General features: G+C 43.3%; 13 protein-coding genes. 4 read left to right on the top strand and 9 right to left on the bottom strand.

The annotated features are described in order from the left end of the window. Positions 1 to 142 precede the first annotated feature (142 nt). From AAC853_RS07480 to xni, 4 genes are all read left to right on the top strand, one after another. On the top strand, positions 143 to 1,834 hold the full coding sequence (locus AAC853_RS07480; protein ID WP_340614120.1) for a cholesterol oxidase substrate-binding domain-containing protein: 1,692 nt from the start codon (positions 143 to 145) through the stop codon (positions 1,832 to 1,834). A 242-nt stretch (positions 1,835 to 2,076) separates the two neighbouring features. Further along, complete coding sequence (gene queF / locus AAC853_RS07475; RefSeq protein WP_340614119.1) at positions 2,077 to 2,922, top strand: NADPH-dependent 7-cyano-7-deazaguanine reductase QueF; 846 nt, start codon at positions 2,077 to 2,079, stop codon at positions 2,920 to 2,922. 113 nt (positions 2,923 to 3,035) lie between these two features. Beyond that, entirely contained in the window at positions 3,036 to 4,403 is a 1,368-nt protein-coding gene (gene ppnN / locus AAC853_RS07470; RefSeq protein ID WP_338884427.1) for a nucleotide 5'-monophosphate nucleosidase PpnN, read from the top strand. Positions 4,404 to 4,424: 21 nt separating this feature from the next. Continuing rightward, positions 4,425 to 5,180, top strand: a complete 756-nt coding sequence (xni, locus tag AAC853_RS07465) for a flap endonuclease Xni (RefSeq protein ID WP_340614118.1) — start codon at positions 4,425 to 4,427, stop codon at positions 5,178 to 5,180. 95 nt (positions 5,181 to 5,275) lie between these two features. Here xni and AAC853_RS07460 read toward each other — a convergent pair whose 3' ends face one another. The 9 genes from AAC853_RS07460 to AAC853_RS07420 form a co-directional block, all read right to left on the bottom strand. Continuing rightward, a complete protein-coding gene (locus AAC853_RS07460; RefSeq protein WP_340614178.1) occupies positions 5,276 to 6,604 on the bottom strand; it encodes a TolC family outer membrane protein in 1,329 nt (442 codons plus the stop codon). 93 nt (positions 6,605 to 6,697) lie between these two features. Then, positions 6,698 to 8,035 (bottom strand): HlyD family type I secretion periplasmic adaptor subunit, encoded by a 1,338-nt coding sequence (locus tag AAC853_RS07455; RefSeq protein WP_340614117.1) that lies wholly within the window; start codon positions 8,033 to 8,035, stop codon positions 6,698 to 6,700. 51 nt (positions 8,036 to 8,086) lie between these two features. Beyond that, positions 8,087 to 9,841 carry a type I secretion system permease/ATPase gene (locus AAC853_RS07450; protein WP_340614116.1) on the bottom strand — a complete coding sequence of 585 codons (1,755 nt, stop codon included), beginning with the start codon at positions 9,839 to 9,841 and terminating at the stop codon, positions 8,087 to 8,089. 307 nt (positions 9,842 to 10,148) lie between these two features. After that, positions 10,149 to 10,733, bottom strand: coding sequence for a tetratricopeptide repeat protein (locus AAC853_RS07445; protein WP_338803809.1), 585 nt, complete (start codon positions 10,731 to 10,733; stop codon positions 10,149 to 10,151). Next, on the bottom strand, positions 10,730 to 11,695 hold the full coding sequence (locus AAC853_RS07440) for a hypothetical protein (protein WP_340614114.1): 966 nt from the start codon (positions 11,693 to 11,695) through the stop codon (positions 10,730 to 10,732). The genes AAC853_RS07445 and AAC853_RS07440 overlap by 4 nt, the downstream gene beginning before the upstream one ends. 198 nt (positions 11,696 to 11,893) lie before the next feature. Next, a complete protein-coding gene (locus AAC853_RS07435; RefSeq protein WP_340614113.1) occupies positions 11,894 to 12,202 on the bottom strand; it encodes a protease inhibitor Inh/omp19 family protein in 309 nt (102 codons plus the stop codon). Positions 12,203 to 12,358: 156 nt separating this feature from the next. Next, positions 12,359 to 13,792: a serralysin family metalloprotease gene (locus AAC853_RS07430; RefSeq protein WP_340614112.1), complete on the bottom strand. Its 1,434-nt coding sequence runs from the start codon at positions 13,790 to 13,792 to the stop codon at positions 12,359 to 12,361. Positions 13,793 to 14,621: 829 nt separating this feature from the next. Then, positions 14,622 to 15,719 (bottom strand): 23S rRNA (cytidine(2498)-2'-O)-methyltransferase RlmM, encoded by a 1,098-nt coding sequence (gene rlmM / locus AAC853_RS07425; RefSeq protein WP_338884413.1) that lies wholly within the window; start codon positions 15,717 to 15,719, stop codon positions 14,622 to 14,624. After that, positions 15,712 to 16,107 carry a DUF423 domain-containing protein gene (locus tag AAC853_RS07420; protein ID WP_340614111.1) on the bottom strand — a complete coding sequence of 132 codons (396 nt, stop codon included), beginning with the start codon at positions 16,105 to 16,107 and terminating at the stop codon, positions 15,712 to 15,714. Before AAC853_RS07420 ends, rlmM begins: the two co-directional genes overlap by 8 nt. Positions 16,108 to 16,118: the final 11 nt, after the last annotated feature.

Below are 16,118 nucleotides of genomic sequence, written 5' to 3'. Positions count from 1 at the left end.
TTTTCACATCCACTGATACATAATAGCCACTAGCTATTAAAATGATAATTTTCTTTAAAAAAAAATTAATAACAAGTAGGTTGACCGTTGAATTCATATTCAAACATCATCTCCTAGAAATTGAAAAATAAGGAAATAGAATATGTCATCCAAAGAACCAATTAAACAAGAAGATATTGACTTACAAAAACCAATAATTAATGAAATAGAATTTAACTTATCCAACTTTCCCAAAGAGGTAACCTGGAAAACTATTAATTTTAAGAATTGGTCTGGAGAAATTAGTGCCAATAATATGCCATGCTGCATACCAAAAACGGTTGAAGAAGTCATTTCCGTTGCCAATTGGGCATGGAAAGAAAATTATAAATTAAGGCCTATTGGGCAATCACATAATTGGTCTCCACTCATATTGGGATCAGGAAAAAGTCCCAAAGATAATATTATGTTAATGGATCTTTCTGCTCATTTCACCCATGTCAATATCGAGCATCGCTCCCAATTTTGCCTAGTGACCGCACAAACGGGCATCCTGATGGAAACGTTGATGACCCAAATGGAAGAACAGGGCCTGGGCTTTACTGCCACACCTGCTCCTGGTGATTTAACACTCGGCGCGGTTCTCGCAATAAACGGGCATGGAACTGCCATTAAAGCTGTTGACGAAATCCCACTTCCTGGACACACATTTGGTTCTCTGAGTAACACGATATTATCCCTGTCTGCTGTTGTATGGGATAAAGAAAGTCAGCAATATACGGTTAAACGTTTTGAACGCAATGAACCTGATTGTGCACCGCTACTCACGCATATTGGCTGCGCCCTAATTTTAGAAGTGCAATTTCAGGCGGGTAAAAATCAACGCCTTCGGTGTCAAAGTTTTACCGATATCCCTGCAGATGAGTTATTTTCCCTGCCAGAAAACGCGAAAGAAAAACGGACGTTTAGTTATTTTCTGGATCAAAGTGGTCGGGCTGAAATCATTTTATTTCCCTTTACCAAGAAGCCGTGGCTAAAAGTCTGGAGTGTGGCACCAACCAAACCAGCCACCAGCATCGAGGTAACAACGCCTTATAACTATCCATTTTCCGACAATATTTCATTAACTTTATCAGATATCGTGGAGGATGCGGTTACTGCATTCCCGCTTATAACGCCTTTAATGAATCAAATACAATATCAGCATGTCCATGATTCTTTGCAAAATAGGGGAAAAGATATCTGGGGTTGGAGTAAGAACCTGTTGTTATATGTCAAGCCAACCACATTGCGTGTTACAGCAAATGGTTATGCGATATTGACACAACGTACTCACATCCAGCTTGTAATGAACAAATTTTATACCCAATGGGGGGCGCTCATACAACAATATGAAGAACAACTAAAATATCCCATCAATAGTCCTCTTGAAGTGAGGGTAACGGGATTAGATGATCCTGCTGAAGTCATGGTAACAGGAGCAACGGTTCCCAGTTTATCCGCCATTCGTCCCCGTTTAGATCATCCAGAATGGGATGTGGCTGTTTGGATTGACGTTTTGACTTTTCCAAAAACCCCCGATGCTATTGAATTTTTTCGTCAACTTGAACAATGGCTATTCAACGAATTTGACGGTTCTTATGCCTCTGCTCGTGTTGAATGGAGTAAAGGCTGGGCTTATGGTTCTAAAACTGCATGGGAAGATAAAGAGATATTAACCAAAACAATCCCAACTTCATTAACTGATGGCTTGCCTGCTGATAACAACTGGGCTTCGGCAGTTTCAGCATTACAAAAGTACGATCCACATCATTTATTTAGATCACCATTATTGGATACATTGCTGTCCGATTAATTGCTTTCTGGTTAATAGCCCCCTAATAAATAGTAGATATAGCAATATATCTACTATTTAATTCAGCTTGCCTAGCCATCACGCTAATCACATCAACAATAATGTTAGTTCGATAACTCTGGGGGAAAAAAATACGAACCATTTGGATTCCTTGATACACTACAGATGATTTTAGTCATCAAGACGCTCTTTGTCGTAAAGAGCATCTCGATCATAAAATTTTTCAGCCTTAAGGAATTCTAATGTCTTTATATCAAGATAATCATGCACTTTCCCAACTCACATTGGGTAAACCAACCCCTTACCGCGATAACTACGATCCGACTTTATTACAAGCGGTTCCCCGCAGTATGAACCGGGAGCCACTTGGGCTGTTTCCTGATAATCTCCCTTTTCATGGTGCAGATATCTGGACAATGTACGAACTCTCCTGGCTCAACGCACGTGGCGTTCCTCAAGTTGCCATCGGTCACGTCAGCTTGGATGCGGCCAGTGAAAACCTTATCGAATCAAAAAGCTTTAAACTTTATCTCAACAGCTTTAACCAAACCCGTTTTGCTGATTGGGAAACGGTACAAAAAACGTTGCAACAAGATTTATCTGCTTGCGCCAATGGCAATATTGAAGTGGTTCTGCATCCCCTGCACGATTTCAGCCAACAGCCAATTGCCGAATTTGCCGGAAAATGCATCGATAATCAGGACATTGAAATTGATGATTATCAATTCAGTCGCGATTATCTTAACAACGCAGCCACTGGCCCTGTCGTTGAAGAAACCCTGGTTAGCCATTTGCTAAAATCAAATTGCCTGATCACCAACCAACCCGATTGGGGATCGGTTATGATCCGCTATCAAGGCCCAAAAATCGATCAGGAAAAGTTATTGCGCTACTTAGTTTCTTTCCGGCATCACAATGAGTTTCACGAACAATGTGTTGAGCGTATTTTCAATGACTTAATGACATTATGTGCACCTGAAAAACTCACCGTTTATGCACGCTATACCCGTCGGGGAGGGTTGGATATCAATCCGTGGCGCAGTAACGAAGCGTTTATTCCTGCAAGAGAAAGGTTAGCCCGTCAGTAATCGAAATAACTTGGATGAGTGACCGCTAGCTAAACTGTGGATAAAGTCAGTTATACCCAATAGGGTATAAATCATTACTGAGGAATCCCCACAAGGGGTAAAAGGAGTCATTCTTGATTACACATGTCAATCCATTAGGATCAATGGATTTACTCTCTCAGCTTGAAGTAGATATGCTCAAGCGTACCGCAAGCAGTGATTTATACCGCCTTTTCCGTAATTGTTCACTGGCGGTTCTTAATTCAGGTAGTCAAACAGATAACAGTAAGGAATTACTCTCAAAATATCAAAATTTTGATATCAACGTACTGCGCAGAGAACGTGGCGTAAAACTGAAACTGATTAATCCCCCCGAAGAAGCCTTTGTCGATGGTAAAATCATCCGTTCCCTACAAGCCAATCTTTTTGCAGTGCTGCGCGATATTTTGTTTGTCCATGCGCAAATTACCGATGCACAAAAAAGACATCATTTGGACATGGGAAATGGTATGCACATTACCAATACCATTTTCTCCATCCTACGCAACGCCAAGGCACTGCATATCTCAGAAGATCCTAATATGATTGTGTGTTGGGGCGGCCATTCCATTAATGAGAAAGAGTACTTGTATGGACGCAAGGTGGGCAATGAGCTTGGATTACGTGAACTGAATATCTGTACGGGTTGTGGTCCTGGTGCAATGGAAGCACCGATGAAAGGCGCCGCAGTGGGACATGCCCAACAGAATTACAAAAAAAGTCGTTTTATCGGCATCACAGAACCTTCAATTATTGCGGCAGAACCCCCTAATCCGCTGGTGAATGAACTCATTATCATGCCTGATATTGAAAAACGTCTGGAGGCCTTTGTCCGTATTGCCCATGGCATCATTATCTTCCCTGGCGGAGTGGGAACGGCAGAAGAATTGCTGTATTTGTTGTCTATCCTGATGCATCCTGAAAACAAAGATCAAGTTCTGCCGCTGGTTCTGACTGGCCCCAAAGAGAGCGCCAATTACTTCCAGGTGCTGGATGAATTTATCGTTAATACCCTGGGGGAGCAGGCTCGCCATCACTATCGCATTATTGTCGATGCCCCTTCAGAAGTCGCACGTATAATGAAAAAAGCCATGCCGAAAGTCAAAGAAAAGCGCCGCGCAACCGGAGATGCCTATAGCTTCAACTGGTCACTGAAAATCAGCTCTGATCTACAATCGCCATTCATACCAACCCATGAAAACATGGCTGACTTGAATTTATACCCAAACCAACCAGCGGAAAAACTTGCCTCAGCGCTACGGCGCGCATTTTCTGGTATTGTGGCGGGTAATGTCAAAGAAGTGGGTATCCACGCTATAGAGAAACATGGGGTATTCAAGATCCACGGCGATGCAGATATCATGCATCGCATGGATAACCTCCTGCAAGATTTTGTCGAGCAAGATCGCATGAAACTTCCCGGAGGCGCTGCTTATGAACCCTGTTATGAGATAATCAAATAAATCACGGGTACTTTTTCTCAAATGATACATCTTTTAATTGTGGACGCCTTAAACCTGATTCGACGCATCCATGCAGTGCAAGGAAGCCCTTGCGTTCCTGCCTGTGAACATGCGTTAAAGCAGTTAATCGTCCACGCATCACCTACCCACGCGGTTGCGGTATTCGATGAAGATAGCCGCAACCATAGCTGGCGTCACCATCTTTTCCCTGATTACAAAGCAGGTCGCCCTGCCATGCCGGACAACTTGCAGCAAGAATTGCCCTTAATTAAGCAGGCATTCAATGCGCTAGGGGTAACTTGCTGGCACGCAGAAGGGCATGAAGCGGATGATTTAGCCGCAACACTGGCAACCAAAGTCGCCAATAGCGGGCATAATGTCACTATCGTTTCAACGGATAAAGGCTATTGCCAGCTCCTTTCACCCAATATCCAAATTCGTGATTATTTCCAAAAACGTTGGCTGGATCTGCCTTTTGTCTTGCACGAGTTTGGCGTTGAACCTGGCCAACTTCCCGATTACTGGGGGCTTGCAGGTATCAGTAGCAGTAAAATTCCTGGCATTCAGGGAATTGGCCCCAAAACGGCCGCCACACTGCTGCAACAAGCGGGTTCGCTGGATAATCTATTCCAAAATCTGGATGCCCTGCCGGATAAATGGCGAAAAAAGTTAGCGTCTCATAAAGAAATGGCTTATCTCTGCCGCCAAATTGCTTCGTTAAGAACGGATTTGTCTCTACAGGGGAATTTGCAGCAACTGCGGCTTATCAATAGATAAAATATAACGCTTTCTACAATGTATAACGCGTGATACCCGTTTTTATTATGCAGATCTTGAGGATAAAGAAAACGGGGTATCACACTGTAATCATCTCAACCAAAATAATCAGAAATTAACTGAATATGTTCACCCTGTAATTGGCCGGATTCATCTAATAACCCAATCCACGCTTTCATATAGTCATATTTTGCCTGAGAGAGTTCACGACGGGCGGTATAAAGCTGTTGCTCGGCATTCAATATATCGACATTTACCCGCTGCCCCAACGCCACACTTTTTTGCGTCGCTTTTACTTGTAATGCAGCCGCTTCCACCGCCGTTTCATAGGCGCGTATCCGTTTTCCACCATTCACACAAGCGTTATAGTTGCGCCGCAGTGCATTCAGGGTTTCCCCCGTCTGCGCATCCATTTCGAATTTAGTCTTGCCATAATTTGCGGCTGATTGGCGCACCGCTGCCGCAGTGCCTCCGCCATTATAGAGATTCATGGACAGTCGTAAGCCAATGGAATCCGTCCGGTATTTTTGGTCGATACTGTTATCGCTACTGGATTTATTTTCACTATGGGAAGCATAGAGTTCCAGTTTCGGCAGATATCCCGCCCGGTTACGCTCAATATCATGGTACGCCACATCTACTTTCTGGCGGGCAGCAGCCAGTTGTGGATTCTGACGTAATGCCCGTTGTTCCCAATCAGCGTAGTGTTCTAAATCCAATTTAATGGTTTTAAACCGTGGGGAATTAGATAAACGCTTAACCGGTACATCTGCGGGCAACGGTACACCAACTAATAACTGCAAGCCACGAATAGCAGCATCCAGTTCATCTTGCACCGCTAATTCATCAGCCAAGACCTGACTGTAACGCGCCTGGGTTTCCGCTACATCGGTACGGGTGCCTTCACCGGAAGCAAACAATTTCTGGTTGCGTTCCAGTTGCTCCTCATAAGCCGCCCGCTGTTGCACAACCTGTGCCAATCGATCCTGCGCATAAGCTACGGCCACATAACTGTTCACTACCCTGACCGCCAATTGCTGGCTATCCGCCCGAAAGCGACTATCACTCATCAAAGCATAAGCCTGACGAGTTCGATAACGCGCCCATACCTCGAAATCGATCACAGGTTGAGTCAAAATAATCGCACCACTATAGCTGTCATACTGTCGTTCACGGCTCTCCTTGATGCTTCTTCCCCGTTGGTCTAAAGATTTCGAATCCATCCTCTGCCAATTTTTGGGCGCATTCTGGTAACTGAAAGATAACTTGGGCAACAGTTCCGCCAGCCCAAGATTTTTCTCCTCCTGTCCTGCTTCCTGCTCTTTGATCGCAGCCTGAAACGTTGGATCATGCTGCAATGCCAACGCATAAGCCTCCGTTAAGGAAAGCGCGCTGGCGAAACGGGGAAATATCAATATCGACATCAGCAACACTGACGCTGGCAAGAATTTCCTGAAAAATAGGGGGGATAAAGAAGTCCGTCTATTGGTAAAACTGTGATACATCAACATTCCCTATTACTCCTCAATCAGTGAGGTAGACGCCCTGTCCATTAATGGTTTGAACAGATAACTCAACAACGAACGCGAACCTGTTTTGACGAATACCTCAACCGGCATCCCCGGTTTGATATTCAATCCTGCCAGTTTCTCCATGCCTTCAGGACTGACTTTCAATCGCATCTGATAGTAAGGCTCTCTTGTCCGCTCATCCACCAAACGGTCAGCCGAAACCACCATCACCTTGCCCGTGACTTTCGGTGTCCGGTTCTGGTTAAACGCAGTAAACATCAAATCAACATCTTGCCCCACGGTCACTTTATCAATCAGGTTCACCATCAAACGCGCCTCAACTTCCAGCGCACGCTGAGTTGGCAAGATCTCCATTAATTTCTCACCCGCCGCCACGACGCCACCTTGGGTAAACACGGTTAACCCAACCACTGAGCCATCCACTGGCGCAATAATAGAAGTATGTGACCGATCAAATTGTGCCGTTTCCAGCTTATTTCCCAGCTCATTCGCCAGAACCTGTACATCGGCCAATTGGCTGCGCACTTCACGTTGATAATCTGCCTGACGCTGGATAATCCGCTGCTGCGTTTCCTGCCGCTGCTTTTCAAGCTGACCAACTTTTCCTGTCATTTCCGCGATACTGCCACTTAATTCACTTTGGCTACGCAGTAATTCCAGATAACGGTTGCGGGGGAAATAACCCTCTTCCGTCAGGGGACGCAAATTCGTCACCTGTTCCTTAAGCGAAACTTGCTGCTGCTGTTTACTCACCAAAGCTTCCCGTAACCCCTTGATTTGAAAATTCAGTCCCTCTTCGGCTTGCTGCATTCCCGCCAAATCACTGCGCAACATTTCACGACGTGATAAAAAAAGCTGTCTTTGCAAGGCCAGAGTCTCGTTAATGCGTGGCTCCGACGACTGATCCAATAACATCGGCGGAAAAATAATAGCGTCCTGTCCTTGCTGCTCGGCCAAAAGTCGGGCTTCTGTTGCCAATGTGGTATAAAACTGCTGCTTCAGGGAGTCAATTTGTGCATTAACCTGCACCTGACTGAGCTGAACCAAAACCTGCCCAGCTTTTACGTGTTCCCCCTCTTTCACCTGAATTTGACTGATAATGCCATTAAGCGGAGACTGTATCGTTTTGCGATTACCATCAACGACGACAGTACCAGAAGAAGCCACCCCCTTATCGAGTGGCGCAAATGCTGACCAGATAAAAAATCCCACAATACCAAGCCCAATAATCAACCAACCTATTCGCAGGTAACGATTTGCATCCAGCGGCAATAATTCCGACACCTCATTTTGGGCATCCTTTGCGTTAGTCTGATAAGACATCTTTACTCCCAGATCGAAATATCCCAAGGATTAAAATATGGCTGAATCATGTTATGAGGCACGTTCGACCGCTTTTAACTGTGACGAAGATTGAGACAGCGCCGCCATCACTTGCTGGGAAGGGCCAAACATTTTCATTTTCCCCTGTACCAACAGCAAAATTTTGGTTGTTTGGGAGAGCAATGAAGGCCGGTGAGTGATAACGACCACCGTTTTCCCCTGTTCCCGTAATTGGGCGATCGCATGGCTTAAGGCTTTTTCGCCAATATCATCCAGATTCGAGTTAGGTTCATCCAACACCACCAGCGATGGGTTGCCATACAAGGCACGAGCCAAACCTATTCGTTGTTTCTGTCCACCGGATAACCCCATGCCACCCGCACCAATGACCGTGTCATAACCCTGTTCAAGATTGAGCACCAATTCATGGACACCAGCTTTTTTCGCCGCTTCGATGACTTTTTCCGGTTCAACATCATTAAAACGCGCGATATTCTCCGCAATTGTGCCGCCAAACAGTTCAATATCCTGCGGCAGATAACCAATGGATGCCCCTAACTCATCTTTATTCCATTGGTAGATATCCGCATCATCAAGCCGTACAACGCCTTCTTGCGCTGGCCATATCCCTACCAGCAAGCGGGCTAATGTCGATTTCCCTGACGCACTGGGGCCAATCACACCCAACACTTCACCGGCATTCAAGGCTAAATTGATATCCTGCAAAACATATTGGTTATTGGATGATGATCCGTTTTGCGAAGCCTGAAGTACCCGTGTTTTATTCGGTGGCATTGCTGATACTTTTTCCATCAGTAACACACTTTTAGGCTGCGGCAACGACATACCACTTTTGCGTTCTGGTTGGGCTTTCAGCAGCTTGTCCAGCCGTTGCCAGGACAAGCGGGCAGCGCTCCAGCTCTTCCAAGCCTGTATCAACTGTTCAATCGGCGACAACGCTCTTCCCATCAAAATGGAACCGGCAATCATCATTCCGGGTGTGATACTCCCTTCAATCGCCAACCAGCCACCTAAGCCAAGGATCAACGACTGCAAGGCCATACGTACTGTTTTGGTCAACGCCGTGATAGCGGCTGAACGTTCACTGGCAATACGCTGAAAATTGAGAAAACGCTGATGCAGGCTAAACCAACGACGGCGCAATGCGGGCAACATACCGAGCGCTTCGATCACTTCGGCATTACGCAGGTTGGTACTGGCTAAGTTGGCAGATCGTAAAGAAAGATGACTGGCTTCCGCCAATGGCGCTTGAGATAACCACTGGTTCAATACCGCCAGCATGATCAATATGATCGCCCCAAGTAGCGCCAACAATCCCAAATAGGGGCTGAACAAAAAGATGACGCCAAGATAGACCGGAAACCAAGGGGCATCAAAAAAGGCAAACAGGGCATTGCCGGTCAGAAACTGGCGGATGGTCGCCAGATCATTCAGCATTTGCCCTGCATCGGTGGAACCATTTTTCAGATTGGATTCATAGGAAGCGGTATAAACCCGCTGGTTCAGGCACATATCAAACTGACTGCCGATACGGATCACTACCTGGCTGCGGATATATTCCAGCCCGCCCATCATGGCGAACATCCCCAATGTGATCAACGTCAGCATCAGCAAGGTTATTTCATTACTGGATGGCAGTACGCGATCATAGACTTGCAGCATATAAATCGTGGGAACCAACATCAGCAAATTGATGAATGCCGTAAATAGTCCAATAGTCCAGAAGACCTTGCTGCGTGCACGGATAACCTCCGTGATTTCATCCTTCGGAAAACGTAATTTCAAAATAATCCCTTAACAATCAATAGATTGAGCCTTGCAATAATATCGATCAAATGAGTATAAGTTAATTCAGTCTGATGTCTTTTCCACTTTTTTTGACTCCGCATTCTCTTGCTACTTGAGGTTACTTACCCCTCTTCTTTTCCTGTTTAAAAACACAGCAGTTATAATTAACAACAAAAACAAAAAGAATGAATTTTTAACTCGGCTATTTATTCATCATACGGCGGCTATCATTTCCTTCTTTGGCCACCGTATTTTTAGATGATTTTCATGAAATCAAATTACGCTATTTATTTCATGTCGAAATTTATTTTCCTGATTTTTTTAATTTAACGACATCATTCCAATTGTTAATAAGATACGTGCATTCATTACACCCAATTTGACTTGCTTTCTTATAATACTTCTTCGCTTTATTAAAATTTTGTTTTACGCCTGTTCCATTCAAATAATTAGTCCCAATAGCGTTGTAACCTTCAAAATAGCCACTTTCTCCAGCTTGTTCAAAAAGAGAATGGGCTTCAGCGAATTTATTTTCTTTTTCAAGAATAAATCCTAAATTAACCATAGACTCTAGCTTATACTTATCATTTCTGGAAATAGATAAATGATATCTTTCACTGGCCTCCTGATGATGACCTACAGTCTGTTGTATTACGGCAAGCATCCAATTTGCTTCGGGATCTCCAGCGTCTGCTTTATTGACCAACTCAAAATATTCATTTTCATTTTTAGGCATTGGAATAGGTAATGCTGATAAAAAATTATCTGGATAATTAAATATAGCCGATGGAATGTTATGTTTGCTCATGTTTGAACTTTGCGCCATAAAAGATAAAAACAATATGGAATAAATTAAATTCTTTTTATTTTTAAAAAATAAACCAATCATAATATAGCCTCGCTAAAAGTATCATTTACGCCTACTATGTCAATGTGAGAGGTAACTGATTCAATTGTCTTATTTTTATTCACTGCAAAATACACATCTACTATCTTAGTCACATTTCCATTATCCCAGTTCACGGTGCTTTCCAGCCCATGAATGTTACCGTTAATATCTTTGAATCCGTTTTCCTTATGCGCAAGATTGATAGAAGAAATCCCTGATTCACTTAATTTATGTAGCTCTCCGCTGTCAGTTATCGCATCACGATTAGCATCAATCCATAACTCTAATGAGTTCCACAGGCTATCATTTTGGTCAAAAATACCATCATTATTATCATCCAGATCGGCTAATGCCGCGAACCCATTATCTGCTTTGGTGCCATTTTTTAATATCGAGTTATTCCCAAACAGTTCATTTCCATTATTTATTTTCCCATCTTTATTTTTATCCCATACTAAAAATGCACTGTTTGACTCTATCCATCCTGAGCTTTCAATAATTCCGTTATTATCGTGATCAAAAAAGAGGTTACCGTTTTCTGCTATAGTAGCAATACCATCACCAGATGCATCGTATGCCATAGAGTCTCTAAATGTTAGGTTATCAACTCCTCCGACGCTTTTGTCATCACCTAAACCCCATCCGATAGATTCTCCCTGAAATTCAACCCATGCATGTCCAAAACGAGATTCGCTAACTTTACCTGCTTCATTCGTATATTTCGTCCCTGATGGAGCTATTTTTATTGTTATACCACCATGGTATGGTAATAAGTCGGCGTCAGCTTTGTTAAAATATGTGCCTGGAGACTTTCCACGCATAACGTCGTAGGCTCCAATAAATCCATATGAGTGCCCAGATGGTATTGGCGACATAGGCCCAGATGGCAAAGGTGACCAAGGCTTAGTTGTTATCGGTGACATAGGCCCAGAGGATGTAAATGGAAATGGAAAAACTGGCATAACGGTTTCCTCATTGAAAATTAAAGAGATTTCACTTCACCTTGATGAAGGTTAATGATAATAGAAATCATTTTCAATAAAATATTAATAATCACCAACCAGCCACCTAAGCCAAGGATCAACGACTGCAAGGCCATACGTATAGTTTTGATCAACGCCGTGAGAGCGGATGATCGTTCACTGGCAATATGCTAAAAATTAAAGGAATGTCATGATCAGTTTCCTGCCATCAACAAAGTAAGCAATCCACTGTTCTGACTCAGGACTGAAAAAGGCCAAGCTATTGCCATCATTATCGGTCAATGTGATGCCATCTGGAGATGGATACCATCCTGCAACAGGCTGCCCAATCAACTCAGTGACACACGCATTCCCTTTCAAAGCCCAAAGCGAACCTTCGGGTAAACGGGTATCAGTCAGTTCAATACTGCACAGCTTATTTCCATCGGAGAGTTGCCATAATCCTTTTAACTCACCCGCGGTTGGAAGCCTCAAACTACTCGCCATACATCCTCCTGCCAAAAAGAGAGAGAAAATTATCGATAAGAGCAATTTCGATCTATAAAACCGACCGCCACAAAACAAGAAGTTCACCATTTCCACCTTTCCATCATGTCCATAATACTGCCGTATCCTGTGGGGAATACGGCAATATTTTATTAATTAGACGATGAAATCTGCTTCAGTTAACGGTTGACCGACAACTTTCACCAGAAAATCATTGCCAGCCAGATCACCACCCAGGCTGATTTCCAGATTAGTGACCTCATCCACTTCGTCATAAGTGAACAACACTTCGCCCGCCTTACCTGAGAACGAATCGACAAATTTGATATCGCCAGTACCTCCGAAATTGAATTCAGACAGATCGATTTTGTCTTCACCCGAGACGAAATCGTGGATCCAGTCTGGATTGTCTTTCAGAGATTCTTTGCCATCCAGGTAAACAAAGGTATCGTTACCTTCACCGCCCCACAGATGATCACCGCCCAGGCCGCCATAAATGATGTCATTGCCGGCACCACCTTTCAGGATGTTGTCTGCGCTGTTACCGACCAGAATATCGTCGCCGCTGCCACCAATCGCATTCTCAATAACGACACCACGGGCGATAGAAACGTTGCCTTTCAGGCCGCCAACATCAGAGAAAGCACCTTCATTCAGGTTGATACGCTGATTTTGAGTAAAACCCGAAAAATCAAAAGTATCTTCACCATCCGCATCCCAGACACTGAACACCAGTTTGCTGTTCGCATCAGTTGCGGTCAGGAAGTCGCGGTCAGTATTGGAATTGAAACCATATATGGTGTCTCCCGTCCGGGTTTCCATATTCGCACCATACAGCGCCTGAATGGCAGAGATATCATTCAACAGAGGCGCCGATGAATATTCATATTTAAAATCTTGGCCTGTATATTTTTCACTGAAATAACTCATGACCGTATAGGCACGAGAATCTTCGAAATATTCGGCTTTAGTGATATAACCTGGACGCACTTTATCAGAAGCATCGTAATCGGCAGGGTGCTCCAATCCTAGTGCATGGCCAATTTCATGGGTGAAAGTCTGGCGAGCATAACCATTCACATCAATATCATTGTCTGTAAAAGTATGGCTTGTAGCGTCATACCATGTAAAAGCGGTTCTTTGTCCTTGTGGCAGAGTGGCAAACGCATAATCATCGTTGTCACTATAATCAAAGAAACCAAAAGTGATATTCGCTTTTCTAGCACTACCTACTTCGGTAAATTTAATATTGGCAACATCAGACCAGGATTGTAAAGAAAGTTTCGCTGCTTCTTTTTGTTCTTCATTAAAAGCACTGAAACTAGAAATTTCAAACAACGGCATGATAGCCGGCGTCGATTCCATAAAATGGTACGATAATTCCAAAGTGCCAGAAGAATTAACATACTTATTGGACCACTTATAGTGGCCACGCAGAAGCTGATCAGGTGCATTGTCTCCTAATGGATCATGCGCAACCCGAATAGAGGCGTCGTAATTTGGAACATAGGCTTTAAGAAATGAATTAACTTCCTGGACGGAATTGGAATCAGATAACCCCGTATAGGTATACTTTTTCTTTGAGGCCATATCAATCTCCTGTAAAAAAAGACAAATATCCTAAAAACCCGAAATTTTGATAATAACGGAGGTAAGAGTTTTAAATTCTTTCTAAGCCCCACTTAGAAATAAAACTCTAGAATAAAATAGCGTTAGTTACTGTCTGTGTAAAAATAATTAATATACTTTTTTAGAATACATATTGAACAAATTTAGTTTATGTAATTAATTATTAATTTCTCACTGAAATTTTTTTGATAATAAAAAAACAACATAATTTAGTCATAAATTATGTTGTTTTTATCTGCTGAAAATTGATATTAAGAAAGAATTATCTCTTTATCTGTTTTTTCCCTGCCTTTTTAAGCGTTGGTTGTTTTTTATTCAACCTGAAATTAATTCTATACCAATCTAATTTCAAGATGCGTTTGATGTCTCCCCGCTTCGCAGGGGAGACATCAATTTTCATATCGTGTTGTAAATTGCAACTTGAAGTTTAATGTGTATATACCAATCTCACTTCAAGATGCGTCTTATATCTCCCCCGCTTCGCGGGGGAGATATAAACCACACATTGATTTATAAGCCGCAACTTGAAAAGTAACGCGTATATATCCCTGGGTTTCACACTTGTATTTGAGATAAGGGTAACTGAAATCGTTGAATTAAATAGCGTTTCAAAACGATAGGAGTATTCCTTACCCCGCGCTCCGCGCGGGGTAAGGAACGCCAACATCTGATACTCTCAGTATTATGAAAACCTATTTAAGTGGTATGACAACAAATAAATAGGATAATAAGACGATAGATAGAATAAGTGCTGCCAATAAGGCAGCATACTTAATAATAAAGAATTGTATTAATAATCTCGATTAGTGGCATACACAGACCAAATACGACGGATGTGTACAGTGATCTCTTCACGATCGTGATACAGGTGCTTCGCCTGAATCTGCGCATTCACACCATTTTCTTTCAATTGCTGTTCTATTTTTTGCAATAGATGAGCGACTTCCTCATAACGCTTTTTCATCGGCAACTTAAGATTGAATATCGCCTCGCGGCACCAGCTTTTTACCAGCCAATCCGTCATCAATTGGGCGACTTTGGCAGGTTTTTCAACCATGTCACAAACCAGCCAGTAAATGTTTTTCACTGATGGTTCAAATTTAAAACCATCCACACGATGATGCTTTACCTGGCCTGTTTCCATTAAGCTATCAGCCATCGACCCATTATCTACCGCGTGAACTATCATACTGCGTTTGACGAGTTGGTAAGTCCATCCTCCCGGACAAGCACCGAGATCAACGGCATGAAGGCCGCTACCCAGACGCTCTTCCCATTCGTCATAAGGAATGAATATATGAAAGGCTTCTTCCAGTTTCAGCGTTGAACGGCTTGGTGCATCCGAAGGGAATTTAAGACGAGGAATACCCATATAAAAACGGGAATTATTATTGCTATAGGAATACCCGACATAGCAGCAGCCCGAAGCGATGAAAAAGACATGAATAACAGGACGACTATAATTTTCCTTTACCAACAGAAGTTTTTCCTGGCGCATCGCATTACGCAACGGAACAGTAAACTTACGGCAAAACTTCATCAACTCTTTGCCTTCATTGGTATCCGGCACCTCAACACGCAGCTCGCCCGCCCTCTCAATGACACCGCTCAACATGCCAATAATCGGGGTAATGCGATCTTCCTGCGGTAAATCTTTCAGTAATTCGCCCACAACCAACATTTGACGAGCAAAAACCAACTCACCAAACGGTATTTCACGGATCAGGCGATCCGCATCATCGGGCTGATAACACTCAAACAGCACATATCCACTGTTCTCTTTCACACGGGCAAAACCGTAAATTTCTCTTTTACCCGCCTGATCGGTAATCTCTGCCGCACACTCTTTTTCAAAACCAGGGCGGCAATATAAAGCAACTTTATTCATGGCTAAGCGCCGATTTCCTTAGACGCAAAGCGCCAATTAATACACATAACCAACCAATGAGAAAACTGAACCCACCGATTGGTGTCAAATAAACCAGAAATTTTAGCGGTAAAAAGGCCAGACAATAAAGGCTGCCACTAAACAGCACAATTCCCGCCGTAAAAAAAATCCCACTCCAACCAAACAGCGCTATAGGCTGGCGCATCAACAAAGCAGCCAGAACCATCATGGCGAGTGTATGTAATCCTTGATATTGCAGGCCGGTATGGATCCATTCCATCTGACGTGGTGTCAGGATAGGCGCTAACATATGTGCGCCCATCGCGCCCAATGCCACGTAGAAAAAACCACTGATCCCAACAAAAATAAGCATCGTTCGACTGCTCATCACAGGCTCCT

The organism is Xenorhabdus thailandensis, assembly GCF_037996785.1.
Taxonomy (GTDB): domain Bacteria; phylum Pseudomonadota; class Gammaproteobacteria; order Enterobacterales; family Enterobacteriaceae; genus Xenorhabdus; species Xenorhabdus griffiniae.
The sequence above is the reverse complement of the archived record's forward strand: the minus strand, read 5'-3'. Positions and strand labels throughout refer to the sequence as shown.